We start from the raw sequence: 25,459 nt of genomic DNA on the forward strand, positions 1-25,459 counted from the left end.
AGTGAAACTTTAATCATATTGGAAGATTTTATTCCAATATGATTATTAGTTGAACGAATCGGGCTTTTATGGGCAGTTTGATTCCCACTGGATATCCGGTTATTAGCTTAATTATTAGGGGGGAGTCTTACTGTCCGTTAATGCGGGGAAAGGTTGATTTTTCAGAAGAAATTGGAAAAGGGAAATAGCTATAGAATGGGCATTTCTTTTGTGATAGACTATGGACTATGTTTTCTTTGTAAGGAAGCGGATTATCGCGTTTTTCTATATGTGGAATTGATTTCACAAGAGATGAAATTGAAGAAGGAGAAAGAAATGAAATTGTTACAGAAAAAAGAAATTTTACTTATTAGTCTTATGCTATTCTCTATGTTTTTTGGAGCGGGGAATCTTATCTTTCCGCCTTTCCTTGGATATGAAGCAGGAGAACACGTGTGGATTGCGCTGTTAGGTTTTATTATATCAGCAACAGGTCTTCCGATATTAGGTGTTATTGCTGTTGCAAAAGCAGGAAGCTTTCAAACGTTAGCGGGTAGAGTACATTCTTCATTTGCAATTATTTTTCCGTGTATTGTGTACTTATTTATTGGACCTGGTCTTGGTATACCACGTGCAGGAAGTCTAGCATTTGAAATGGGACCAGGTCAGTTATTCCCAGAATCGGGTAGTGTAGTTTTACTAGTTTATACGATCGTTTTCTTTAGCTTTGTTTACTGGTTAAGTTTATCGCCATCTAAATTAATGGGCTTATTTGGGAAGGTTTTAACGCCTTTATTATTATGTATGATTGCACTTATTTTTATAAAAACTATGTTTACACCAGTTGGTAGTGTGAAAGAGGCTACTGGAAATTACGGACAAGTTCCTATGTTCCAAGGATTTTTAGATGGATATTTAACGATGGATGCGCTAGCGGCTTTAATCTTTGGTATTGTTATTGCAAATGCTTTACGTGCAAAAGGTATTGAAGATGATCAAGGCTTAGCGAAATATATGAGTATTGCTGGTATTGGAGCAGGTCTTTTATTATCTATTATTTATGTCATCCTCGGATATGTGGGTTCAATTAGCGGTTCGTTAGGTACGTTTAATAATGGGGCGAATGTGTTAGCACAAGTGATGACGACGTTATTTGGACAAGGCGGAGTAGTTTTGTTAGGCCTTATTTTTACTATTGCGTGTTTATGTGTTTCAATTGGACTTGTTACATCTTGTAGTCAGTTTTTTACAAGTGTATTTCCGAAAGTATCGTATACAGTTTGGGCGTTTATATTGAGCTTTATTAGTATGATTTTAGCTAATTTAGGGTTAACACAAATTTTAAAAGTTTCAGTACCGATTCTTGGATTTATTTATCCAATTGCATTAACGCTTATTATTTTAGGGTTATTCCATAAATATATTGGGAAGTATGTGTGCATATATCCTGTTACAATTTTGATTGTAGCGGTATTTAGTGCAATCGATATTTTAAATAAAAATGTGATGACGAATCAGTGGACGCCAATATTGAAGTATATTCCGTTTTATACAGAAGGTGTAGGATGGATCATTCCAGCTCTTGTAGGTGTGTGTATTGGTGTAATCGTTAGTATCATGATAAATAAGGACAAATAAGTGAAAGGGTGTTTTCTATAATGGGAAAACACCTTTCTTTTTTTGGAAAAATAGTTTTAAAAATGAATAGACTAAGAGTATGATAAAGATAATTGGTAATATATAGGTTTCGAATGAATGGTGAGGGGGGAGCATATGAAGGAAGATTTGAATAAGAAAATAGAAGCACTCGAAACTACAATTGAAACGATGCAAGAAGCACTTTTTGAGTTGAAAGCAAAACAAAGGGAAATAGAAGTAGAAAACGCTCAGCAACATGTTAGTAAGGAAAAGAAAGTATATATCGAAACGATAATAGATGAAAAATTACAAGAAGATGTAGTAAAGATCAAAGAGCCCGTGCAAAAAGTTGAGGAAAAACAAGTAAATATATCTGCTTTTAAACCGGAACCATTCAATATTATTAAGTTTTGCCAAACATGGTTGCCGCGTATATTTGTCGGTATTATGCTACTTGGGGTTATTTGGTTATTTAAAGCAGGGGTAGATGCTGGTTTATTAACACCAGCGATACGAATTGTGTTTGGTATCGCCTTATCTATCGGTTTGTATTATATAGGGGATATTCAAATTAAACGAGAGCGGCAAGCGTTAGGGTTAGTATTAGCTGGAGGAAGTATTACAGGCATTGTTTTAACGACGTTTGCGGCACATTATTTATATGGATTTATTCCAGCAAGTATTGCGTTTATCTGTAATATTGTATGGGTTATTTTAGGGATTTATTTAGCGAAAAAGTATCAATCGGAATACCTTACTATCTTCGTAGCGGTCGGAGCTTTCTTCGTTCCGTTCTTGTTAAATAGTACGACTCCGAATCCTTATATTTTCTTTGGATATGAGACGATATTAACACTTAGTTTATTATGGTATGCGTTGAAAAATCGTTATAAGTACTTATATATGATTTCTTATGTTGTTGCTGCCATTGTCCTGTTTGTCTTCTTTGCTGTTATGTCGATATTAGTAGAGAATTTGCAAATACAGTTAACGATTGTATATGGTGTAATTCATTTGCTGTTATTTTGGCATATGTTTTCAGAGAGAGAGTTTATACAAGAAGCAAGAGTAGCGATATTTAGTACAAATGCCGTTTTCTTTATTTTATCTATTGTAAAAATACCTGATTTTACTACGTGGGGATTGGTCATAAGTGCACTCGTGCATACTGTTATGTTTGTACTTGAATATAGGAAGAATAAACAGTCTATATTTGCAAATCTCTTATTTGGTTTTGCAATGGGGTCATTTAGTTTAGCGATTTTATACGAGTACAGTTTAGTGAATGCAGCAATTGTATTATTGTTACAAGGTTTTCTCGGTATGGTTACTTCTATTAAAGCAAAACAACAAATTAAACTGTATGTAAGTGCCACTATTTATGCGATTGGAATGGTACAGACGATTTTTAGCCCGTTTGATCATTTTGTTTCAGCTGGGTTTGTTGCTCATATTATTTTAATAGGTACATTTTATTATTGCATGAAACGAGCGAAAGATGTATTAACGAGTTTTGGAAAATATGTTTATTCTATAGCTCTCTATTGGTTCATGGTCATTGTATTTATTACAATTACTAGAGTTGGCGAAGTTCTTTCTACAGATGGAAGTATAATAAGCGTATCAGTATCGTTATTATGGATGGTATATGCATTATTTGCAGTTTGGCTTGGACGGAATAAAAATATGAATGAAATATTGTATGCTGGCTTAGTTGTTTTAGTAGTAACGATAGGAAAGTTATTCCTTCTAGACTTACCAGAAGTTTCAATGATGATCAGGGCAGTGTTATTCTTAATTGTAGGTAGTATAGGTATCGTCATTTCCAGAATGTTTTTCTCAAAAGAAGAGAAATGAGAAGAAGGCAATCCGCATGTGGATTGCCTTTTCTTTTACTTCTTATTAATCGTTACAGCTTCATTATATTTAGCAGTTGTATTTTGGCGTAGACGAAGTGTTGCTTGTCCAGTTGTATTTGAATCAAGTTGTACGTTCACAATTTTTTCAGCGGAACCAAAGCTGTTTGTTGTGAATGAGAAGGCGCTACTATATCCGAAAGTAGATGGCCAAGTGCCGTTTGTATTTTGGACTTTTGCTACCTGTGTTCCGCCAGTCGTGAAGATACCTAAAGAATAGTTATTATAAGTTGTATTAGGTAATAAGTTGTTTACTTGAATCTTTATTTGGAACACTTCATTGTTTGGTAGAATGCTAGGGCGTGTAATCACATAATCGTTTGCTGTTACGGCGCCGTTATATCCGTATGAACCAGGTTTAAATGTATTTGTATTAAACCATTGATAACCAGCGTTTGGTGCACTCCAAGGTTCTGGTTGTGGCTCTGTTGATAAGCTTGGTTGTTCAAATGTTTGTAAAGCAGTAGGTGAATCAAGTTGTAAACCGTTTACTTGATCTAAGCTTGTAAATGTCTCTTGTTTCGATAGCCAATTTACGATATTTTCTAGTAAAACAGCATCGTTTACTTCTTTATAACCATCGTAAGTTTTCTTTGTTTGGCCAGAATCTTCACGAACGTATTTTGGCGTAGCATCTTCAACAGGAGAAGAGTCACCGATAAAGGCAGCTTTTCCAAGTCCTACTTTTGCAATTGCAGCATATGGACCCTCTGCAACGCCACCGCCGTTATAAACACCACTATCAACAGCGTTATTCCATTTTGATGGGTTTTCTGGAAGATAAACAAGTCCTTTTGCTAGTTTTGGATTTGTAATTGCTAGAGTAGAACCAGCATGCATTGCTACCGATGAAACACCTTGTGTAATTCCGAATGATTGTTCAGGCGAAACAATGTTTTTAGCTGAAACATCACCAAGTGCATTGTAACGGAAGCGAATACCAAAATTATTAGATAGCCAATCGGAACTTTCTACTCCTTGCATAGCTTGTGAGTTTGCTTCTTCGTTAGACATTCCTTTTGCGGGATTTTCCCAAGCACCGCGTCTATATCCATTAAATACTTCAGAAGAGTCCCAGCGATTTTTATTACGATCTGCATTATAATGATCGGCAATGAAGAAGATACTGCCGCCATTTTTTACATATTGTAACATTGCATCTTGTTCAGATTTTTTGTAAGGAATATTTGCCTCTGGAACGATAAACACGTTGTAATTTTTTAAGTCTTCGTATGTAATAGGTGTTGATTTACGAAGTTCTTTTACATGATATCCATTTTGGGCAATGCCGTTTCCGAAATCAGAAAAGCCGCCATCAATAACCCAGTCAGCTGTCCCTGCAGTTTGACCGTGCGTATTATCAAATAATACTTTCTTCCCATTGTTTTGATTTACAACCTTTGCAGCAATTTCAGGAGCTGGGTCTACAGAGCTTTCGGCATAAGTAGACGGTATGAACGAACTCCCCATACTAAGTGTAATTGCTGTTGCTAAAGAAAATGTAATCCATTTTTTATTCTTCATAGAAGAATCCCCCTAATAATAAATATATGTGCTTTAATAATGTAATTTATTTTTCTGAAAAAATAAAGACAGAAAACGTAAAAAATATTAAAAAATTGTAAAAATACCGTGAATTTTGTTGAGAAATATTTATATAGACAATAAAAAACCCCTTCCAATTAATAAGGAAGGGATAAATTGTTTAACTAATCTTTGAAGTAGGTGTTTCATCAATCTTATGAAACCCTTTCATGTAATACACGATAGCTAAGCCAATAAGCCAAATTGGGCCAACGATTAATGCAATTCGTGTATCTTCTGAATACGCCATTATACATAGTACAAGTGCAAGGAAGCCAAGTGAGAAGTAAGAGCTTAATGGATGTAAAGGCATTTTATACGTTAGCTTGTCTTTTTTCTCAGTTGATAATCCTTTACGGAATTTAATTTGAGCGACTAATATAATTCCCCAGGTCCAAATTGCCCCGAAAGTTGAAATACTAGTTAACCATGTAAACACCTTTGCAGGCACAAGGTAGTTTAATATAACACCAACAAGTAAAACGATAGCCGTTGCTACAATTCCTTGACTTGGAATCCCATTTTTATTTAAACGACCGAATCTTTCAGGAGCTTTCTTTTGTTGTGCCAATGTAAATAGCATACGCCCTGTACTAAATAAACCACCGTTACAAGAAGAAAGTGCAGCTGTTAATACGACAAAGTTAATAATACCTGCTGCTTTTGCAATGCCGATTTGTTGGAATGTTAATACGAATGGACTTCCTTTCTCACCAAGTTCGTTCCATGGATAAATTGCCATCATAACGAATAATGCCCCGACGTAAAAGATTAGGATTCTCCAAAATACGTTATCGATAGCTTTTGCGAGTGTTTTCTTCGGGTTTTGAGCTTCACCAGCTGTAACACCAATTAGTTCAACGCCTAAATAAGCGAATAATACCATTTGTAAGGAGAGTAGTAATCCGGAAAATCCATTTGGGAACCAGCCACCATGTGACCAAAGATTTGAAATACCAGTAGCGATACCACCATTTCCGAATCCGAATAAAATAATGCCAGCTCCAACTACTATCATACAGATAATTGTGACAATTTTAATGAGAGCAAACCAAAACTCAAGTTCTCCAAATACTTTTACTGATAAGAAGTTGAAAGCGCTCATTAATAATAGAGCGAGTAGTGCCCAAGTCCAGCGCGGGATATCTGGGAACCAGTACTGCATGTAAATTCCAGCCGCCGTAATTTCAGCCATACAAGTAACAACCCATAAGAACCAGTAGTTCCAACCAGTAATATAGCCAGCAAGTGGGCCGATATAATCATTAGCGTATTTACTAAAAGAACCGGCAACCGGTTGTTCAATTGCCATTTCTCCGAGCGCTCGCATAATGAAAAAAATAACGAGTCCAGCGATCATATAACCTAGTAAGATGGAAGGACCAGCTAGTTTAATAGCAGAAGCAGATCCTAAAAATAGTCCAACGCCAATAGCTGAACCGAGTGACATTAAAGTAATATGTCGTTCTTTTAAACCTCGATTTAAAGTTCCAGATTTGTTTGTGTGCTGCATAAGAAGAATCCCCCTTGTAGAATGAGCTACCTAAATATTTAACTATTTCAAATTATAAAACATTTCTATCTGTTATGCTACAAAAATAATCATAAAAGAACTGTACTACATCTGAAGTTGTCAGACTTAAACTTAAAATTCTCACTATTAGAGAATATATTGACTCTTCTTTTTATTGATTGTTAAGATTAAGTATTATATTTTCTCACATACTAGTAAGAAAAGAATGTGTGATAATAATTCAGATGTAGGAAGGGTACATAAGCATGTTTCAATTACAACAATATAACACTTCTGTGAAGCAAGAGCTTTTAGCTGGCATCACAACTTTTTTTACATTTGCGTATATTCTTGTCATCAATCCGAAAATATTATCTGATGCAGGTGTACCATTTGATCAAGCTTTTACGGCAACTATTATTGCGACAGTTATTGGGACGCTATGTATGTCGTTTTTAGCTAACTATCCAATTGTTATTGCTCCAGCTATGGGGATGAATGCATATTTTGCTTATTCTGTTGTTCAACAGGCAGAGGGGATTACATATGTCATTGCGTTTTCGGCAGTATTTGTAACAGGTATTATTTTTCTTTTATTATCTTTCACTTCATTTAGGCAAAAGTTAATTGTCGCAATTCCTGATAGTTTAAAGCATGCAATTGCAGGTGGAATTGGACTATTTATTGCTTTTATTGGATTACGTCTATCTGGAATTATCGTTGATCATCCATCTAATTTAGTTACGATTGGTGATTTTCATTCACCAGCCGTTATTTTAACTTTAATTGGTTTAATTTTAGCTGCGGTATTAATGGTATTACGTGTGAGTGGTGCATTATTTATTAGTATGATTGTGACAGGAATTATCGCCTTCTTTACGGGGCAACTGAAGTTTGAGGATAAAATTGTAGCGATGCCTCATTTACCAGAGGGTATTATCGTTTCAAATCCAATCAATGCCTTTTCAGATGTAATTCAGTATGGATTATATGGTGTTGTATTTTCATTTTTACTTGTACTTTTATTTGATACGACAGGTGCATTACTCGGTTTAATTAAACAAGCAGGTTTAATTACAGATAATACAGAGAAACGTTTTGGTAAAGCGTTTATTGCAGATGCGATTGGCGGAACGACAGGTTCTATCTTTGGTACAAGCCCAACAGCAGCGACAATTGAATCGTCAGCTGGTATTGCTGCGGGTGGTAAAACGGGATTAACAGGTATTGTAGTTGTTGGACTAACAATTATAACGGCATTTTTCAGTCCTGTAATTGCATCTTTATCAAGTGTAGCTGCTATTACAGCTCCTTCATTAATTATTGTCGGTAGTTTAATGGCACAAAGTATTCGTGATATTAATTGGGATGAGTTTGAAGATGCATTACCAGCATTTTTAATTTTTGTAGGTATTCCGTTAACGTCTAGTATTGCGAATGGAATTGCAATCGGATTTTTAGTGTATCCGGTCTTAAAGATTGTGAAAGGGAAAGGGATGGAAGTACATCCGTTACTATACTTATTTACAATTTTATTTGGATGTCATTTATTCTTATAATATAGATATAGAAGAGGGGCTTCTTATGAGAGGCTCCTTTTTTGTGTATAATAAAGTGAAACTATAATTAGTGAGGGGTTTATTACCCGCAAATAGCGGGGGAAAGTGAAAATTAAATTAATTACGCAAAATATAAATTACTTAATGGAATATATATGTTACAATTAAGGTAGAGGAGGAACATGAATGGCTGTAAGTAAAATAAAAGTCGCGCGTGTTCAGTTAGATTTAACACAGCAAAAATTAGCAGAAAAAGTAGGCGTTACAAGGCAAACGATTAGTTTAATTGAGAAGGGGAAATACAACCCGTCTTTAGATTTATGTTTGAAAATTTGTTATGCGGTAGATAAAACATTAAATGATTTATTTTGGGAGGAAGAGGAGTGAGGGGATGAGAATCGTGAAAGATGAACGTTTAATGATTGAGGGGCTAAAACATATTAGACTCGTTTTCATCTTACAAAATATCGTCATACTAGGTATTGTTTTTTATCGCTATGTTTTGCAAGGTGCAGGATATGAAAGTATTTCGGATTTATTAATGGTATTTATGTGCGGGATAATAGGTATTAACTTTTTAAACTTAAAAAATTCGGTGCAAGTGTATGAGCATACGGGCGGAGTATCACGCAGCTATTTTATGAAACTATTATTCATTCCGGTAGGTATTATTATTGGGATTTTAGCTATTTGTATCATTGTAACACCAGATATTTCGATAAAGGAAATTAGTATGACAGGACTTATTATGGTTGCTTGTTTTTTAGTTCCTAGTTTGTTTATATACATATATATGAAAAAAACAAAAAGTGAAGATTGAAATATAAGAAAAGCTTTCCCGTATTGCGGAAAGCTTTTCTTATATCTTTTTATATACAATACTTTATGAAGGCCAATCGGTTCAATTTCAAAGATTACACCATGTTCCTAGAAGCCTAAGCGCTTGTAATAGTCAGTTACAGTAATTCGGCCATTACACCATAAAATATTTGCTTTACGCTCTTGCAAGACTTGTTACGCTTTTTGAATTAAGGAGCTTCCAGCGTGTTTGTTTCGAAAGTTAGGTAATGTTGCCATTCCACGTAGTCGATAATGAACACCTGTTGGTAAGTCAGGGTATATTTTTTTGAGAAGGAAGCGATACTAATCGGTTCATCGCTTAGAAAAGCACCTAAGTGAAAGGTATCTGCTTCGTAGTCGGAAGAGTATTTACAATCTGTTACTGTTTGATTCGGGTGTAAAAATTTTTGACGTAATACGCAAGTTTCAGATGCATCAATACATTTCACGGTAATTATATTAACATCCTTCCTTATAAGCCTTTTTCTGTTAGTTGTATAAAGAAATAGGCAGGTGCAGCGAAAAGTCCGAGTATGCTAGCGGTTCCAAGAAGGAGCGAAAGCAAGAGACAAGTATATTTGACGCCAGTTGATTTTTTCCAGCCGTAACTACAAATTTCAATGCTAACACCGATGAGAATAATAGCAACGAGTACTTCCGCTAATAATAATAGAGCTAAAGTTACAATAGACATAATGTGATCCATCCCCATAATATGTGATAGTAACATTTTACCATATAGAATGAAAAAAAATGCCCCTCAATTATGTGAGGGCATTTTCTATTCTAATATGTTTTTTAGTGTATTAATATGTTCTTTTGAACCTGTTACAAGCAGTGTGTCACCATGTTGTAACCTCGTATCACCATGCGGTATTAATGCTTTATTACCTCGGTAAATTTGGATGACAAGTACATCACCTAAAAATGGAAGGCGACGAAGCTCGATGCCGTTATATTTATTGCTACGTAGTTCAACTTCACGTACTGTTTCGTTCGCTGTTGTAATTAAACGAACGAGACTCGGTTTATCGATAAGAGCACGTAATAAAATCCGTGTAGAGTTAATAGTCGAGAATACAGCGATATGTTCTTGTGTTGCTTTTTCTTGTAGAAGTGGATCTTCTACACTTGCAATGACATGTTCAACACCTAGTTCTTTCGCATGTTCTGCTAATAATAAGTTTTGTTCATCATCGCTTGTTGCAACGACAACGCGATCTGCATCAAATGCTGTTCGTTCAGTTAATGATTCAATTGTAATATCATCTAATTTCACGATAGGGAAGTCATGTGATTTCGCTTCCTCATCATTTATTTTATTTTGGCGCATCATATATAGCGTTACATCATAGTCTTCTCGTTTTAAATCAAGTGATAATGGAAGAGTAATTCTGCTCGCGCCAATAATAGATACTTTCGGTTTTGGTGTTTCCACTTTTGGGAACATCTTTTTAAATAATATAGGTGCAAAAATGCAAGTAATAACTGCACTTAAAATAAGAGAAGCGGATAAACTTGGGCTGATGATTCCTAGTTTTTCACCAATTTGTGCCGCCGCAATAACTAAGGAAAGTGTTGATGTTAATAAGATGGCACTTCCGAGTACGATATTACGCGGATACCATTTACGTAGGACGAGTGATGGTAAAAGTTTTGAAATAAAGAGTCCTACAATTAAAATTGGGATCATTAGCATACTAGAAGGTTCTTTAAAAATAGACCAGACTTCTAGATTTACACCAACCATTACGAAGAAAATAGGAATGAAGAAACCGTATCCGATGGAATCAAGTTTTTCAACCATATCTTCATTTGGTGATAATAACGATACGAGTACACCTGCTAAGAAGGCACCTAAAATATTTTCTGCACCAACAGATTCAGATAACCCTACTAAAATTAAGATAAGTGCAAAAACAGCTCGAGTATCAATTTGTACACTACCAGCTTTTAAGCTATCTAAATATGGGATGTTTTTGAAGCGTTTTGCAATAAAGTAAATGATGATACCTGCTCCGAATAGAAGGAGTAGGAGCCACATGCTTTGGCCGCTTTCAGAATTTAATCCGACAAATACAGCGAGTAAAATCATTGTAACTAAGTCTGCAATAACAGCGACTAATAAAATGATTTGTCCGATTGCGGTTTTTCCTAAGTTATTCTCTTTTAATGTTGGTACGACAACACCTAAAGAAATAGTTGAAATAATTAAAGTCATGAACATTGCATTATCTACAAATCCTAGCCATACGAATAGTAATGATAGGGCATAAGATAAGATGAAAATAAACAAGAAAATAATGCTTGCTGCTTGGAATGTGTTCGGTTCGTTTTTCGTACTTTTTTTCCCTTTTTGTTTAAAAATAGAAAAGTCAATTTCTAACCCGCTTAAAAACATGAGGAAGATAAATCCTAGTGTTGATAAAACTTGGAGCCACATATCTGGCTCAATAATATTAAACCCACTTTTACCTACAAAGATTCCTGCGATGATCTCTGCAACAACGACAGGAAGTGCTTTTAATTTAAAGCGTTGTAACAAAAGGGGAACGAAAAACGCGATTGCAACTACAACCATAAGTGATAGAACAGAAGTATGATGTTCCATTGCGTTCTCTCCCTTCAAATAAATATAATACCTATTTAGCCATATAATAGGTAGAAAATCAACGCATATGGATTCGATTTCATAAAGAAAGAGTTTTCTTAACATTTGTCATAATAAGTATATTTTTCATGATTCTGCTGTTAATGCCGTAATGTGGATGTAATAGGGGAGGGGGAATAAAAAAAGACTGCTGAGGAATCTCAGCAGTCTTTTTCATGTACATTACATTGAGAAGAAGATCCATACAGTTAAACCAACTGTTGCAGTTGCAACGAAGAAACTGTATATCATTGTAAGAATTTGGACTCTTCCTTCTCCTTCTTTTAAATGCATGAACATAATTAATTGTAATAAAGCTTGCGCAACAGCCATTATGATAATAGTTGTTAAGACTGTTGAAAGTGGTAATGTTGTGTAAAGTGCCACGTATAACGCTAGAAACGTTAGTGCAAGCGATAAAATAAATCCGAAAACGTGTGACCAAGGGAATCCGCTATGCGCATGCCCGTTTGCTTGGTTGTTATTTTGACCCATTTACGCCACCATCCCGTTCAAGTAAACTAGTGTGTAAATAAAGACCCAAACAAGATCAAGGAAATGCCAGTATAAGCTGATAATGAATACTTTACGAGCTGTAACTGGTGTTAAACCTCGTTTTAAAATTTGGATAATAACACAAGTTGCCCAAATGATACCACCTGTTACGTGGGCACCATGCGTTCCAAGAAGAACGAAGAATGCAGATAGGAACGCACTTGTTTGAATTGTTGCGCCTTCACCGATGTACATAATGAACTCTTCGATTTCAAAGAATAGGAAACCTGCACCTAAAAGTAATGTAAGGATGAACCATCCAAGCATTGCTTTTTGGTTGTGCTTACGCATTTCGTGAATTACGATACCACATGTGAAACTACTTGTTAAAAGTAGTAATGTTTGAATTAAAAGCGTTTTAAGTTCAAACAGTTGTGCTGGAGTTGGGCCATCTGCCGTACGACCAGCAAGGACTAGATAAGAGGCGAAAAGTGTTGCGAACAGCATAATTTCAGCCCCAAGAAAAATCCAGAATCCTAGGATATTCAATCTGCTTTGTTCGGATTGATATTCCAAAGGTAAGCTTTTATCTAAAGCCGCCATGTCATTTCACCTCTCATGCTATATGTTCTGTTTCTTTAATTTCATCAACACTTACGTAGTAACCATCGTCGTAATCGAATGAACGATAGATTAAGCAAGCTAAAATACCAACGCCGCCGATTGCTGCAAGCCAGAACCAGCTAAATACTAATGCGAAACCTGCAAGACCGAAGAATAAAGACGCAATAATAGGCACACCAGAGTTACTTGGCATGTGAATTGGTTTTAAATCTTCTGCTGCTGGTGTAACTGTTTCTCCGCGTTTTTTCATGTACCAGAAAGCATCAGCTTCTTTAATTTCAGGAAGCTTCGCGAAGTTGTAATGTTGTACAGGAGATTGAGTTGCCCATTCAAGTGTACGACCATCCCATGGATCTCCAGTTGTGTCACGTTCACCGTGACGTGCACTCCAAATTACGTTGTAGCAAAGAAGTAGGAAGCCGATACCCATCATTACCGCACCAACAGATGCGATTTGGTTTAGCCATCCCCATCCAAGACTTTCAGAGTAAGTGTACATACGACGAGTCATACCGTCTAAACCTAAGAAGTACATTGGGAAGAAACAGATGTTGAATCCGCTCATAAAGATCCAGAATGTCCATTTACCTAGGCGTTCATTTAACATATGACCAGTCATTTTTGGATACCAGAATGTGAATCCAGCAAGCATAGCGAATACTGTACCTGCGATTAATACGTAGTGGAAGTGAGCAATTAGGAAGTAGCTGTTATGGTATTGATAATCAGCTGCTGCCATTCCAAGCATAACCCCTGTAACCCCACCGACTACGAAGTTTGGAATAAATGCCAATGACCAGAGCATTGGAACTGTAAAACGAATACGTCCTTTATACAGTGTAAACAACCAGTTAAAGATCTTAACCCCGGTTGGAATCGAAATCGCCATTGTCGAAATCGAGAAGAATGAGTTAACCGCTGGACCTGCACCCATCGTGAAGAAGTGATGAAGCCATACGACGAAACTTAGTAAAGAAATTGCAACCATTGAGTATACCATCGCACTGTAACCGAATAGACGTTTACGTGAGAATGTACTAATGATTTCAGAGAAAATACCGAATGCCGGTAAAATAACGATATATACTTCAGGGTGACCCCATACCCAGAACAGGTTGGCCCATAACATCGGCATACCGCCGCTCGCCATCGTAAAGAAGTGAGCATCGAATAGACGGTCAAATGTCATTAATGCAAGAGCAACTGTTAATACTGGGAAAGCGAAAATAATGATAATTGTTGTAATTAAGATTGACCAAGTAAACATTGGCATTCTCATTAAAGTCATACCAGGTGTACGCATTTTTAAGATAGTAACAAGGAAGTTAATACCGGTCATTAGCGTACCGAGACCTGAAATCTGTAATGCAATTGCGTAGTAGTTATTTCCTACACCAGAAGTAAACTCTGTACCTGCCATTGGGAAGTAAGAAGTCCACCCAGCGTCTGGAGAACCACCGATTACGAAAGCGATGTTAAATAACATTGCTCCGACAAAGAATAACCAGAAACTTAAAGCATTTAAGAACGGATATGCAACGTCACGAGCACCAATTTGTAATGGTACTACAAGGTTCATTAATCCCATAACGAATGGCATCGCCATGAAAAGAATCATAACTGTACCGTGTGTTGTAAAGATTCCGTTATAGTGTTCAGCGTTTAAATAAGTTGTTTCTGGGAATGTTAATTGTGCACGGATCATTAAACCATCCATACCACCACGGAATAACATGATAACCGCAGAAATAATATACATGGCTCCGATTTTTTTATGGTCAACAGTTGTCAACCATTCATCCCAAAGCCACTTCCATTTTTTATACTTTGTTAGTACGAAAATGATTGCTAATGTCACAAGAACGATAGAAGCGTCTGCACCGTAAATAATCGGGTCACCTGTGACAAAGAATTCATCAAGCTTCACTGTGTTCACTCCAATCTGTTGGAATAATAGCTATTATTTTTTGTTTTTGTAGTAGTTGTAATCACAATATTCAAGTGATTTTGGATCTACATAACTTAAGTGATGACTAGAGAATGTCATACGACCAACTACACCAGGTTTAACAATTTCGTTGTACTTATCTTCTGTTAGTTTAGGAGCAGTTTGTTGTACTTCTTTTACCCACTTGTCATACTTTTCTTTTGTTTTTGCTTCAACTTCGAACTCCATGTGAGTGAATCCTTCACCAGAGAAGTTCGCGCTACGGCCTAGGTAAGAACCTGGCTTATCAGCTTGTAAATAAAGATCCATAATCATGCCATCCATTGTGTACTTCATACCACCAAGTTCTGGTACCCAGAAAGCATTCATTGGGCCGACAGAAGTCAGTTTGAATTGAATTGGTACACCAGCTGGGATGTTTAAATAGTTAACGGTTTCAATTTTTTCCTCTGGGTAACTGAATAACCATTTCCAGTTTGCAGATGTAACATAAATTTCAACTGGTTTAATATGTTTGGACTCTTCCGGAACCTCTTCCGAAGCATAAGTTGCTTTTACTGTTGGGATCGATAATGCGATAACGATAATAACAGGAACAAGCGTCCAAATAATTTCTAATAATGTGTTACCGTGTTGTTCAGGTGGCTCGTAGTCCATATTCTCTGGTTTTTCACGATAACGAATCAAGATGACTGTAAACAGGATGAATACAATTGCGATAATTAATGACATAAGCAAGAATGACCAAACAATTAAATCATACTGTGCTTTTGCAACAGGTCCTTGCGGATTTAATACTGCGAGTTTCTTATCACAGCCACCGAGGAACAGAAGTAATGATAACGGAAGAAGCGAAGCCAACTTCCAAAATGCTTTCTTTAGTTGCACGATTGAAAATCTCCTTTCTCCTTGGATTGAAACTATGCCAATAAAACAATATAAACCTATTAATTTATAGAAGGCAATAGTTTTTGAGATATTGTTAAAAAATAGACACAAATGCACACTTTTTAAGGTGAATATCATTTGTAACTTGATTATATTGTAAACTATTTTCCAGAGAAAAACGTGATTGTGAAAATTTTAAGATAAATAAAGTTATACCAAGATATCCAATAAATAGAAAAAAGCTATCTTATTATAAGAAAGATAGCTGAATATTTTGTATATTTAGTTTATTCCCTGAGTTATACTTTTTTTCTGTTCAAATGTGACAACTTTTTTATATTTAACTTGGTATAAAATGTAGCAAATAATCATAAATGGAATTCCGCAATAAAGAGCAATTCTCTGATCTGGAATGAAAGCTAAACTAACAAATGTAATAAAGTTGAGTGAGAACGCTACGATTGGAACTACTGGATAGAGCGGTGTACGATATTTTAAGTCATTTATGTCGCCGCCATTTTTTACGAAATTTCTACGGAAGAAAAACTGTGAAGCCGCGATTGACATCCAAACGACAACGGCCGCCATTGCTGCAATAGATGTTAAAACTAGAAAGACAGTATCTGCCGCAAACACGCTTGTTAATAAAGAAAGGCTTGCAAAAATAAGACTGAAAATGAGTGCATTCAGTGGTACCCCTTTTTTAGTTAACTTCGTAAAAGCTGGACTTGCCATTCCTTGTTTTGCCATCGCCCAAAGCATACGAGAATTTGCGTATAAACCAGAGTTAGCTACGGATAATACGGCTGTAATAATAACAAAGTTCATAATGTCTGCTGCATATGGAACACCAGCTACATCAAATACAAGTACAAATGGACTTTCGACTAGATTAGCCTCTTGCCATGGGAGTAACCCTACAACAACTGATATTGCTAGGACGAAGAAGAATAGAGTTCGCCAAATTGTGTTTTTAATTGCTTTTGGAATTGTTTTTTCAGGATTTTCACTTTCTCCTGAAGCAATTCCGATTAATTCTGTTCCTTGGAAGGAGTAATTTACTGTAATCATCGTAAGAAGAACAGCTAATGCACCATTTGGAAATAGCCCGCCATTTTCAGTGAAATTGTGAAGCATTGGAGCGGGTTTTCCGTTAAAGTCTAGTAGACCAAACATAACTGCACCACCAAGTACGACAAAAATAACAATTGTTGCAACTTTTACACTTGCGAACCAAAATTCTGTTTCTGCATATGCCTTTGCTGATAGAGCGTTCACAAGAAAAAGTGCTGCTGCAAATGTAACGCACCAAATCCACGAAGAAACGTCTGGAAACCATCGTTTCATTAAAATACTTACAGTTGTTAACTCTACTCCAACTGTAACAGCCCAATTTAACCAATACATCCAACCGACAACAAATCCAAAACCAGGTGAAATAAATTTGCTTGCATAGCTTTGGAACGAACCTGCTTCTGGCATAGCAACGGATAATTCACCAAGACATAACATCGTTAAATACATAACAAATCCACCGACTAAAAATGCAAGAATTGCACCACCAGGTCCAGCGTTATGGACGATTTGACCAGATCCCATAAATAGTCCAGTTCCAATAACGCCACCAAGTGCGATCATAAATAAGTGTCTACTTTTCATTGTACGTTTTAAATTTGTTTGTTCTACTTGTTGATTCATATGCCCCTCACCCCGTTATTTTCTTGTATGTATTAACTGGTTTTCATTCTGAGTGTTTAATCATTAGCGGGGGATGTGACACATACTCAATTTATTTGTTATGAAATGAATTGAGTATGTAAAAAACGAACTATGACTAAATACTCTAAGAATGTTTATTAACAAGGTGATATCTTCACTATGTTAATAATTTCGATTTTAGCAAAATGTTCCGAAAAAGTATATCGTTTTTTCTTTTTATTAAAAATAATTAGAATTTTATAACGATATAAATGTGAATAATAATTCACAGAATCTTTCTAGCAAACTAGTTAGAAGAAGGGTACAATGATAAGAGTTGTGTCTGTAAAATAATAATTAATGGAGTTTTGTTTATAATGAAAAAGTTAAAATATCTTTTTGTTTTTGGGATTATACTTGCGGCCGCGTTTTTTATAGGGAAAGATAAAATTATACAAAAGGCGCAAGTGCTACGCTTAGATTTTCTATCTGAAATGAAAGAATCAGCTATGATTGAAGATGTTCCATTTATAAAACAATTACCAGAATTACCTCGTGGATGTGAAGTGACAAGTTTGGCTATGTTACTGCAATATAAAGGTGTACAAGTAGATAAGATGCAGCTTGCTAGCGAAATCCATCGTGTTCCATTTGAACAAAATGGTTTGCGTGGAAATCCTTATGAGGGGTTCGTTGGAAACATTTATACGAAGGCTGAACCTGGATATGGTGTATATAATCAACCAATCTTTAATTTAGCAGAAAAATATGTTCCTGAAAAAGTAATTAATTTAACAGGTAGAGACATGCAAGATATATATAAAGTAATTAGTTCTGGATCTCCAGTATGGGTCATTATTAATACAACGTTTAAGCCACTAGCTGAAAGTAGTTTTGAAACATGGAATACGAGTTCAGGTGAAGTGAAAATTACATATTATGAGCATAGTGCAGTAGTAATTGGATATGATCAAAACTTTGTATATGTAAATGATCCTCTTAAAAACAATCCACGTTTGGCTGTTCCACGAGCGGAATTTGAGAAAGCTTGGGAGCAAATGGGAAAACAAGCAATTACTATTTTGTAATAAGGAAAAAGTCATCTTTTAGATGGCTTTTTATTTTTAAGTCTATAACACGGAAAATTCGGAATATTCTTTTAAAAGTTAATAATTCGCGTTATAATAACATTTAACTTGGTGAAGAAGGAGAGAAGAGAAATGGATGTTGCAAAGGAACTTGTTTTGTCAAAAGATCAGTTGGTTGAGTGGAGAAGGCATTTTCATAAGTATCCAGAGTTATCTTTTCAAGAAGAGAAAACATCGCAGTTTGTGTTCGACATACTTCAAAAAATCCCATATTTAGAAGTGTCACGACCGACTCAATATAGTGTGATGGCAAAGTTAGTAGGTAAACAGCCCGGTAAAACAATTGCGGTCCGGGCTGATATGGATGCTCTTCCTATTCATGAAGAAAATGATTTTGATTTTATTTCGACATATCAAGGTGTGATGCATGCATGTGGTCACGATGGACATATGGCGATATTACTTGGTGTGGTACATAAGTTAGTAGAGGAAAGAGAGAAGGTTAAAGGGGAGATTCGTTTTCTATTCCAACATGCAGAAGAAAATTTTCCTGGTGGCGCAGAGGAAATGGTTGCAGCGGGGGTAATGGAAGGTGTGGATTATATTATTGGTGCTCACCTGTGGGCATCGTTAGAGGTTGGTAAAATAGGTGTAATTTATGGTGCGGCAATGGCTGCGCCGGATGTTTTTAAAATTACGATTGAGGGCAAGGGTGGGCATGCTGGAATCCCCCATGAAACTATTGATAGTATTGCAATCGGTACACAAGTTGTTTCACAACTTCAGCAAATTGTATCTCGCCTCACGAATCCGTTAGATTCTCTCGTAGTATCTGTTACGCAATTTCATGCCGGGACAACCCATAATGTGATTCCAGAACAAGCGGAAATTGAAGGAACAGTGCGGAGTTTAAGACATGAGTTGAGAGAAGAAACAGAGGGGAAGATTGAACAGATTGTAAAGTATATTACAGAATCTTACGGAGCGAAATATACATTTTCTTATGAATATGGATACCGACCAGTTGTAAATGATTATGAAGTTACAGAGCTTATTGAACGCACGGCATTGCAACTTTATGGACGAGACAGGGTTGTTCGTTTACAACCAACGATGGCTGGAGAAGATTTTTCAGCATTTTTACAAAAGGCACCAGGGACATTCTTTTTTATCGGAGCAGGAAATAAAGAGAAGGGGATTATATATCCTCATCACCATCCTCGTTTTACGATTGACGAAGATGCACTGTCGATTGGCGTGGAAGTGTTTGTATCATCCATTATGAATTTCATAAATAAAGGAGAATGAGATGAAGAAAATACACGTGCTAGCACTTATTCCCGTTCTTTGTTTAGTAGTTGGACCAGTATTTGCAAATTCGGTCACTCCTTACGTACTAGGGATGCCATTTTTATTATTTTGGGTATTATTATCGGTGCTTATTACCTCTCTTTGTATGGGTATTGTGTACGTATTCGATCCTGCTAATAAGGGGGATATGGAATGACAGCATTATTTATCATTATTTTATTCTTATTTCTAGCGCTATTTTTAGGTATTCGGGCGCAGCGTGGAAAAGATATGAATTTAGAGCAATGGTCAGTTGGAGGAAGAGGATTTGGAACGATTTTCGTATTTCTCCTTATGGCAGGCGAAATTTATACGACATTCACATTTTTAGGAGGAAGTGGATGGGCGTATAGTAAAGGAGCGCCTACTTTTTATATTTTAGGTTATGGCGCACTAGCTTATATTTTATCGTATTTCTTATTACCGCCAATTTGGAAATATGCGAAAGAACATAACCTTGTTTCACAGCCAGATTTTTTTGCGAAGAAATATAGAAGTAAAGCGCTTGGATTGATTGTTTCAATTGTTGGTGTTGTTTCCATCATCCCATATCTTGTTTTACAGTTGAAGGGATTGGGGATTATCGTTTCAGAAGCTTCTTATGGAAGGGTATCACCTGTTGTTGCAGTATGGATTGGTGCTATTGTTATAACTATATATGTAATGGTTTCAGGTATACATGGATCAGCTTGGACAGCCGCTTTGAAGGACATTATGATCCTGTTTATTGTTATGTTTTTAGGTATATATTTACCGTATCATTATTACGGAGGGTTTCAGCCGATGTTCGAAGCTGTAGAAGCTGCGAAACCAGGATTTTTATCTTTACCTGAAGAAGGGATGAGTATTTCTTGGTTTGTTTCTACTATTATATTAACGGCCCTAGGTTTTTATATGTGGCCTCATACATTTGCTTCTGCTTTCTCTGCTAAAAATGAAAAAGTATTTCGTAAAAATGCGGCAATTATGCCATTGTACTCTTTAGTTTTACTTTTCGTATTTTTTGCAGGGTTTGCTGCTATCCTGCAAGTTCCTGGATTAAAGGGAGCAGATGTAGATCTTTCATTATTCCGTCTTGCTTTACAAACTTTTGATCCTTGGTTTATTGGAATTATTGGTAGTGCTGGGGTATTAACGGCATTAGTTCCAGCGTCCATGCTTGTTATGGCCGCGTCTACATTGTTAGCGAAAAATATTTACCGAACGATGATCCCATCTGCTTCAGATAGACAAGTGGCCAAAGTAGCAAAATTATTTGTGCCTGTAGTAACGTTTATAGCAGTTTTATTTACATTTAAAGGAGGAGAAACAATAGGAGCTCTCCTTTTAATGGGATACAGTATTGTAACGCAACTTTTTCCTGCACTTGTATGTAGTTTGTTTCCGCGTCAAATTATTACGAAGCAAGGGGCGATTGTAGGAATGGCGATTGGTCTGTTAGTTGTTGCATATATTACTTTATCTGGTTCTACTATAGCTACGATGTTTCCGAGTTTCCCGCAGTATATAAAAGATTTAAACGTAGGTATAATCGCATTATTAATGAATATGATTGTGATGTTTGTAGTGAGTGGGATTACGAAAAGAGTATCTATAAAAACAGACAATATAATAGTAGAAAAATAACCTGTGCACGAGAGCTATCTTTGAAAAGAGATAGCTCTTTTTTGTATATATTTTCTTCTATTAGCGGAATCTAACTAAAAACTTGTTGAAAAGGAAGTTAGGTGGGGGAATTGTTAGAGTTAGAAGGTAACTTGTTTGAAGTTATGGAGAAAATAAGAGATGAGTTAGGTTCACCTAATGATTTAACAATTAGAGAAGTTGCTCTTGCTGGCAGTTTAACGCGCTGCGCTGTTATTTTTTTATGTGGGTTAACAGATAAGGATAATGTTTATAAATATGTAGTTCGTACGCTTCAATATGAAGAAATACAAAAAGAAGCAGCTATTGTTCAAACGTTATTGGATCGCTTTATTTCTATCGCAGAAGTCGGTATGAAAACAACATTTCCGGATATTATAAATGCGATTTTAGCGGGAGATACAGTTATATTAATTGATAATATTCAAACGGCTATTGTTGTTAACAGTAGAGCTTGGGAGAAAAGAAGTCTAGAGCCTCCAGTGACAGAAGATTTAATACGTGGACCAAGAGTTGGGTTAAATGAAGATATTAATGTAAATAAAATGTTAATTCGCCGTGGTTTACGTGATCCGAAGTTACGGTTTCAATCTTATATTATGGGGAAACGATCGCAGAAAGAAGTAACCTTAGTATATATAGAAGATATTATTAACCCGTATATTGTAAAAGAACTAGATCGGCGTCTTCAATCCATAGTGACAGATGTCATTTTTGAGACGGGAACGATTGAGCAATTAATTCAAGATAATAATTTGTCACCCTTTCCGCAGTTTTTAAATACGGAAAGGCCTGATAATATTGTGGCTTCATTAGCGAAAGGAAAGGCGGCTATTTTGGTGGACGGATCACCGTTTGCTCTTATAGCTCCACTTGTATTTGTTGATATTTTTCAATCTGTCGAAGATCATTATGAGCGCTGGGTGATTGGAACGTTATTGAGAGTTTTACGGATGGTTTCTGGTATAATGGCAGTTTTGCTACCAGCTATGTATGTAGCACTTGTATCATATCATCAAGGGCTTATCCCATCTAAACTAGCTTATTCTATTGCGGGAGCCAGAGAAGGGGTACCATTTCCGGCATATATTGAAACATTAATGATGGCATTAACGATGGAATTAATACGAGAAGCAGGAATTAGATTGCCAAAACCGATGGGACAAACAATTGGGATTGTAGGCGGTCTTGTAATTGGGGAAGCGGCGGTGAATGCAGGAATTGTAAACCCGTTCTTAGTTATTATTATTGCAGTTACTGCAATTGCTACATTTTCACTGCCTGTATATAGCATTACAATTACGTTTCGCATTTTACTTTTTGTTTTTGTATTAGCAGCAACTGCTTTTGGATTGTACGGAATCATTTTAGCTCTTATTTCACTTGCGATTCATATTACGAATTTAAAGAGTGTTGGTATTCCTTATACAACGCCTATTGCTCCTGCATTTTATAGAGATTGGAAAGAAGAACTTATTCGTATGCCAAAATCGATGTTGAAAGAGAGACCGGAATATTTGCAAACAAAAGATTCTACAATACGTCCAAAGGAGCGAAAATAATTGAAACCATTTGAGTATGGCGATGAAGAGATTGGATCTCGGGAAATTGGGTTTGCGGTATCGTCAACCATTATTGGTATAGGGGCATTGTCTATGCCGAGAGATATTGCTGATCAAACTTTATTTTCGGACGGTTGGATTATTTTACTTTTGGGTGGATTGATATGTGCGGTTTTAGGTTGGTTTGTAACGAGGGTAGCTATTTTATTCCCAAAACAAAACTTTGTTCAATATACGAGTGCGCATTTGACGAAACCTGTTGCATACACAATTAGTAGCATCTTAGTATTAACATTTGCAGCTTTGACAGCATATGAATCGCGAATGATTGCGGTTATTTCACAAACATATTTATTTAGTGATACACCAATACAGCTATTGTCTTTCTTCTTCTTATTAGTTGTTATTTATGGAGTAGCTGGATCGAGAGCGGCTTTATTAAGGTTAAATGTTCTATTCTTGCCAATTGTTTTAATTGCGATAGTGCTTCTTTCTTTATTGAATGTGAACTTAATGGAAATAGATAATTTACTACCGGCTTTTCAAACGAATGTCAGTCAATATGCTGTAGGAGTTAAAAATTCTATTTTTACATTCATCGGATTTGAGGTAGCTCTGTTTTATGCTGTGTTGTTGAACGATAAAACAGCGAAAAAAGCGCCAATGGCAGTTGCAAAAGCAGTGATGGTGAACGTATTGTCATACATTTTAATTTATGTAACTTGTATTAGTGTTTTTACATATATGACAACACGTGGATTGACATATCCAACAATTGAATTAGGGAAAGAGATTGAGATTGGTGGAGGGTTTTTAGAAAGATTTGATGCAATTTTTTTTACTACTTGGATTATTACTATTTATAACACGACAGCAATGTATTATGACGTCGCATCTTTATTATTTTGTGCTATGTTTCCGAAAGTGAAGAAGCATATTTTCATTTTTGTAAGTGCCCCGATTATTTTTATGGTGAATATGATACCTAGTAATTTGAAGGAATTGTCAAGTTATGGGACTTATTTAGCTTGGGTAGATATGGGGTTTGTCGTGTTAGCGCCTTTGTTAGTTTTTATTGTATATAAAATAAAAAGAAGGAATGGTAAAAATGAAACACCTTCTTAAAATAATAATGGTTATGGTTTTAGCTGGATCTATAAGTGGGTGCTCTGAGTTAGAAGAAATAGAAGAAAGAGGATTTGTAGTAGGTGCAGCTTACGATATTGTAAAGGCAAAGAAAGCAAATCCAATTATGAAAGGGACGTATCAGATGGTACTCCCCAGTAAATTGTCGCAACAAGGTGGACAAGGTGATGGAGATGGCGAAAATTATATTAATGTTAGTGCGAAAGCAGATAGTGTCTTTGAGCAAATCCGAATTATCGCCAAAAAAATTAGTCGTTCATTATTCTTTCCGCATATACAAGTGATTATTTTTTCTAAAGATTTACTAGCGAATCCATATGTTTTGCAAAATACGTTAGATGTATATATTCGCGATCATGAAATGAGAAGGAATATTCGTTTGTTCGTTTCTAAGCAAAATGCAGAAGCTATTTTAAAGCAGAGTGCCAAGCCTGAAAATTTGCCAGCGCAGTATATCGATATGTTAGCTGAACATCCTCCGAAAAATGCCCAAATGATTGAGGCTGCAAGAATTGGTGAAGTCCAGGAAAAGATGATTTCCAATCGGAGTTTTGTATTACCTATTCTCGAACTAACAAAACAAGGGGTACAAATGAACGGGGCAGCGCTGTTTCGCGGGAAGGATAATAAGTGTGTAGGTATTTTGGGGGGGGAAGAAACATTAGGGATGAATTATATAATAGGTAAAAAAATTGGAGGTTTTTTTACCATTCGTAAAAAGGATCAACTTATTACATATGAAATTCATAAGCTGCGTCGGAAAATTAAAGTATCTACAACGAATGCTACAAAACCAAAATTTGATATTCACATATCTCTGGAAGGGACATTGGCGGAGTTGCACTTTAGTGATCATAAAAAGGTGTTGAATGAAAAGCGTTTAGAGAAGGATATTTCGGAGGAAATGGAGAAACGCATCCAAAAATCGATTAAGCTTGTTCAAAAAAAATATAAGGTAGATGTATTAGAATTAGGGGAAGTGTATAAGAGACATAATTATAAAGAGTGGAAAAAAATAAGTAAGAATTGGGATCAAGGTCAGAATTATTTTAGTGATGCTGAAATTACTGTTCATGTTCATCCGATAATTGAACATTCAGGCTCAGCTTTACCGAAGAGAGTGAAATAAGGTGATGAAAGTTGTTTACTGGATTAGGAATTAGTTGCACGATATTAATGGCGGTTCTTCCGGGAACCATATACTTCATCCATAAAAAACTCACAACGTATGGGGCGCAGCCGTGGAAAGAAAAAAAGAAACCTGAATGATTTTCAGGTTTCTTTCGCGCAAAGCATATGTGGAGGGGGATACCTTCTATGTATGCTTTGTTTTTTCC

Annotated in this window: 21 protein-coding genes and 1 pseudogene; 12 read left to right on the forward strand and 10 right to left on the reverse strand. The window is 36.0% G+C overall.

Features of this window, described 5'->3' with window-relative positions:
• Positions 1 to 315: 315 nt before the first annotated feature.
• Positions 316 to 1,617 carry a branched-chain amino acid transport system II carrier protein BrnQ1 gene (gene brnQ1 / locus MHB70_RS02660; protein ID WP_044810333.1) on the forward strand — a complete coding sequence of 434 codons (1,302 nt, stop codon included), beginning with the start codon at positions 316 to 318 and terminating at the stop codon, positions 1,615 to 1,617.
• A 135-nt stretch (positions 1,618 to 1,752) separates the two neighbouring features.
• The gene (locus MHB70_RS02665) at positions 1,753 to 3,474 is read left to right on the forward strand and encodes a DUF2339 domain-containing protein (protein WP_000656749.1); all 1,722 of its coding nucleotides are present in this window, start codon (positions 1,753 to 1,755) and stop codon (positions 3,472 to 3,474) included.
• 35 nt (positions 3,475 to 3,509) lie between these two features.
• Here MHB70_RS02665 and MHB70_RS02670 read toward each other — a convergent pair whose 3' ends face one another.
• Both MHB70_RS02670 and MHB70_RS02675 read right to left on the reverse strand, forming a co-directional pair.
• Complete coding sequence (locus tag MHB70_RS02670; protein ID WP_061530698.1) at positions 3,510 to 5,057, reverse strand: hypothetical protein; 1,548 nt, start codon at positions 5,055 to 5,057, stop codon at positions 3,510 to 3,512.
• A 181-nt stretch (positions 5,058 to 5,238) separates the two neighbouring features.
• Positions 5,239 to 6,630: an amino acid permease gene (locus tag MHB70_RS02675; protein ID WP_001164887.1), complete on the reverse strand. Its 1,392-nt coding sequence runs from the start codon at positions 6,628 to 6,630 to the stop codon at positions 5,239 to 5,241.
• 266 nt (positions 6,631 to 6,896) lie between these two features.
• Here MHB70_RS02675 and MHB70_RS02680 point away from each other — a divergent pair, with 266 nt between their 5' ends.
• From MHB70_RS02680 to MHB70_RS02690, 3 genes are all read left to right on the forward strand, one after another.
• Positions 6,897 to 8,189 carry an NCS2 family permease gene (locus tag MHB70_RS02680; protein ID WP_000487216.1) on the forward strand — a complete coding sequence of 431 codons (1,293 nt, stop codon included), beginning with the start codon at positions 6,897 to 6,899 and terminating at the stop codon, positions 8,187 to 8,189.
• A 186-nt stretch (positions 8,190 to 8,375) separates the two neighbouring features.
• Positions 8,376 to 8,576 (forward strand): helix-turn-helix transcriptional regulator, encoded by a 201-nt coding sequence (locus tag MHB70_RS02685; RefSeq protein WP_000301176.1) that lies wholly within the window; start codon positions 8,376 to 8,378, stop codon positions 8,574 to 8,576.
• 4 nt (positions 8,577 to 8,580) lie between these two features.
• A complete protein-coding gene (locus MHB70_RS02690) occupies positions 8,581 to 9,009 on the forward strand; it encodes a hypothetical protein (RefSeq protein WP_016513805.1) in 429 nt (142 codons plus the stop codon).
• Positions 9,010 to 9,116: 107 nt separating this feature from the next.
• Here the strand turns inward: MHB70_RS02690 and MHB70_RS02695 are convergent.
• The 8 genes and pseudogenes from MHB70_RS02695 to MHB70_RS02730 all read right to left on the reverse strand — a co-directional run bounded on the left by MHB70_RS02695 (position 9,117) and on the right by MHB70_RS02730 (position 17,332).
• Positions 9,117 to 9,487: pseudogene (locus MHB70_RS02695) on the reverse strand (GNAT family N-acetyltransferase).
• Between the two features lie 14 nt (positions 9,488 to 9,501).
• Positions 9,502 to 9,759: a DUF4022 family protein gene (locus tag MHB70_RS02700; protein ID WP_000926990.1), complete on the reverse strand. Its 258-nt coding sequence runs from the start codon at positions 9,757 to 9,759 to the stop codon at positions 9,502 to 9,504.
• Positions 9,760 to 9,810: 51 nt separating this feature from the next.
• The gene (locus MHB70_RS02705) at positions 9,811 to 11,640 is read right to left on the reverse strand and encodes a monovalent cation:proton antiporter family protein (RefSeq protein ID WP_000399997.1); all 1,830 of its coding nucleotides are present in this window, start codon (positions 11,638 to 11,640) and stop codon (positions 9,811 to 9,813) included.
• Between the two features lie 222 nt (positions 11,641 to 11,862).
• Positions 11,863 to 12,174, reverse strand: coding sequence for a cytochrome aa3 quinol oxidase subunit IV (gene qoxD, locus MHB70_RS02710; RefSeq protein WP_000531386.1), 312 nt, complete (start codon positions 12,172 to 12,174; stop codon positions 11,863 to 11,865).
• Entirely contained in the window at positions 12,175 to 12,777 is a 603-nt protein-coding gene (gene qoxC, locus MHB70_RS02715) for a cytochrome aa3 quinol oxidase subunit III (RefSeq protein WP_000729314.1), read from the reverse strand.
• 13 nt (positions 12,778 to 12,790) lie between these two features.
• Complete coding sequence (qoxB, locus tag MHB70_RS02720) at positions 12,791 to 14,725, reverse strand: cytochrome aa3 quinol oxidase subunit I (RefSeq protein ID WP_000762376.1); 1,935 nt, start codon at positions 14,723 to 14,725, stop codon at positions 12,791 to 12,793.
• Positions 14,726 to 14,758: 33 nt separating this feature from the next.
• A complete protein-coding gene (locus MHB70_RS02725; protein WP_001176160.1) occupies positions 14,759 to 15,634 on the reverse strand; it encodes a cytochrome aa3 quinol oxidase subunit II in 876 nt (291 codons plus the stop codon).
• Positions 15,635 to 15,916: 282 nt separating this feature from the next.
• A complete protein-coding gene (locus tag MHB70_RS02730) occupies positions 15,917 to 17,332 on the reverse strand; it encodes an amino acid permease (protein WP_001076086.1) in 1,416 nt (471 codons plus the stop codon).
• A gap of 377 nt (positions 17,333 to 17,709) precedes the next feature.
• On the opposite strand from MHB70_RS02730, the gene MHB70_RS02735 reads away from it, so the two are divergent.
• The 7 genes from MHB70_RS02735 to MHB70_RS02765 all read left to right on the forward strand — a co-directional run bounded on the left by MHB70_RS02735 (position 17,710) and on the right by MHB70_RS02765 (position 25,251).
• Complete coding sequence (locus tag MHB70_RS02735; RefSeq protein ID WP_000734486.1) at positions 17,710 to 18,420, forward strand: C39 family peptidase; 711 nt, start codon at positions 17,710 to 17,712, stop codon at positions 18,418 to 18,420.
• Between the two features lie 132 nt (positions 18,421 to 18,552).
• Positions 18,553 to 19,728, forward strand: coding sequence for an amidohydrolase (locus MHB70_RS02740; protein ID WP_061530699.1), 1,176 nt, complete (start codon positions 18,553 to 18,555; stop codon positions 19,726 to 19,728).
• Between the two features lies 1 nt (position 19,729).
• Complete coding sequence (locus MHB70_RS02745) at positions 19,730 to 19,927, forward strand: DUF3311 domain-containing protein (protein ID WP_000719865.1); 198 nt, start codon at positions 19,730 to 19,732, stop codon at positions 19,925 to 19,927.
• Positions 19,924 to 21,396 (forward strand): sodium:solute symporter family protein, encoded by a 1,473-nt coding sequence (locus MHB70_RS02750; protein WP_000125692.1) that lies wholly within the window; start codon positions 19,924 to 19,926, stop codon positions 21,394 to 21,396. The genes MHB70_RS02745 and MHB70_RS02750 overlap by 4 nt, the downstream gene beginning before the upstream one ends.
• Before the next feature lie 101 nt (positions 21,397 to 21,497).
• A complete protein-coding gene (gerLA, locus tag MHB70_RS02755; RefSeq protein WP_000504267.1) occupies positions 21,498 to 22,976 on the forward strand; it encodes a spore germination protein GerLA in 1,479 nt (492 codons plus the stop codon).
• Entirely contained in the window at positions 22,977 to 24,101 is a 1,125-nt protein-coding gene (gene gerLB, locus MHB70_RS02760; RefSeq protein WP_000801989.1) for a spore germination protein GerLB, read from the forward strand. It abuts the gene before it with no gap.
• Complete coding sequence (locus tag MHB70_RS02765; RefSeq protein ID WP_000681643.1) at positions 24,085 to 25,251, forward strand: Ger(x)C family spore germination protein; 1,167 nt, start codon at positions 24,085 to 24,087, stop codon at positions 25,249 to 25,251. Before gerLB ends, MHB70_RS02765 begins: the two co-directional genes overlap by 17 nt.
• The last annotated feature ends 208 nt before the right edge of the window (positions 25,252 to 25,459 follow it).

It is taken from the genome of Bacillus sp. FSL M7-1020, from assembly GCF_038050415.1.
Lineage (GTDB): Bacteria > Bacillota > Bacilli > Bacillales > Bacillaceae_G > Bacillus_A > Bacillus_A toyonensis.